This is a genomic window from Streptomyces sp. CO7, from assembly GCF_053474865.1.
In genome coordinates this window covers 1-1,186 of the sequence record NZ_JBRIOU010000033.1, presented here as the reverse complement: position 1 = coordinate 1,186, position 1,186 = coordinate 1, and the positions used below count along the sequence as shown (strand labels likewise).

Genomic DNA, 1,186 nt, shown 5'->3' with positions numbered 1-1,186 from the left:
TCAACATATCTGGCGTTGACTTTTGGCACGCTGTTGAGTTCTCAAGGTGCGGACGCTTCCTTTGTACTGACCCTCTCGGGCTTTCCTCCGGGCGCTTCCTTCGTTTCCGACTCTATCAGACCGTTTCAGTTCCGATTTCCTCGGCGCTTTCCAGGTCCTTCGCCTTTCGGCGTTTTCCCTTTCCGGCGGTTCCGACTCTATCAGAACCTTTCGGTGTCCGATTCCCTGTCGGAGGGGGGTTGCCGCCGGCTTCCGAACCAGATCAGGTCCGTCGGCCTTTCGACATTCACTACGCTAACCGACTCACTCCCGGAACTCATAATCGAGTCCCGCAGTTCGAATTCCAGGCGTGCGAGCACGCAAGAATTCGCCCCGGTCAGGGGAGAGGTTGAGTAGTGGAGTGGCCGCACACGGTGAAGGCAGAACGCCCGCCGTGTCTTGCGGCTCGGGCTACCTTACGGATCGCGAGGGGCGGCGTCAAGCCCGTCGTCGACGGGGCACGTGGGCGCGGTACGGGCTGACCGTCGGATCGCCGTCGACCCAGTAGCGCCACGGGTGGAGGTCCCCGTTCCCTCCGTCGCCGGCCACTCCGGTGCGGGGACCGTTCCTTACCTGTTCGGCGGGCACGGGAACACCCGTCAGGACAGTGAGGGGGGAACCTCCGGCGGCGCAGGCGTCGGTGCCGTCAAGGGCGCGGTCGATGTCCAGGGCCGTGGCGAGGCGTGCCGGGCCTTTGGCCAGATCCTTGTCGTAGCGGGCCGAAAGCCGACGGGTCCTGGCGAGCTCGGCGCCCTCCACGATCTCGCCGGCGCGGAGGAGTACGGCACTGGCCCGGCCCTCCGGACCGCACACCAGGTTCATGCAGTGCCACATGCCGTACGTGAAGTAGACGTACACATGTCCGGGCTCCCCGAACATCACCGCATTGCGGGCTGTGGGGCCGCGGAAGGCGTGGGAACCGGGGTCGTTGGGTCCGTCGTACGCCTCGACCTCGGTGATACGGAGGGCGATCGGGCCCTCGGGGGTGGTGCGGAGGAGGATGCGGCCCAGCAGATCGGGGGCCACCGCAAGAACGGGCCTGTCGAAGAAGGTCCTGGGCAGGGGCGTACGGTCGGGGCTCGCGATCATGTCCTCCGAGCGTACTGGAGGGGCGGTGGTCCCCGTTCCCTCCGTCGCCGGCCACTCC

General features: G+C 66.3%; 1 protein-coding gene. It reads right to left on the bottom strand.

Annotation, left to right across the window (positions count from 1 at the left end; translation table 11 throughout):
• Positions 1-477: 477 nt before the first annotated feature.
• Positions 478-1,128, bottom strand: coding sequence for a DNA-3-methyladenine glycosylase (locus tag ACOV8S_RS30945; RefSeq protein WP_448321807.1), 651 nt, complete (start codon positions 1,126-1,128; stop codon positions 478-480).
• Positions 1,129-1,186 lie beyond the last annotated feature (58 nt).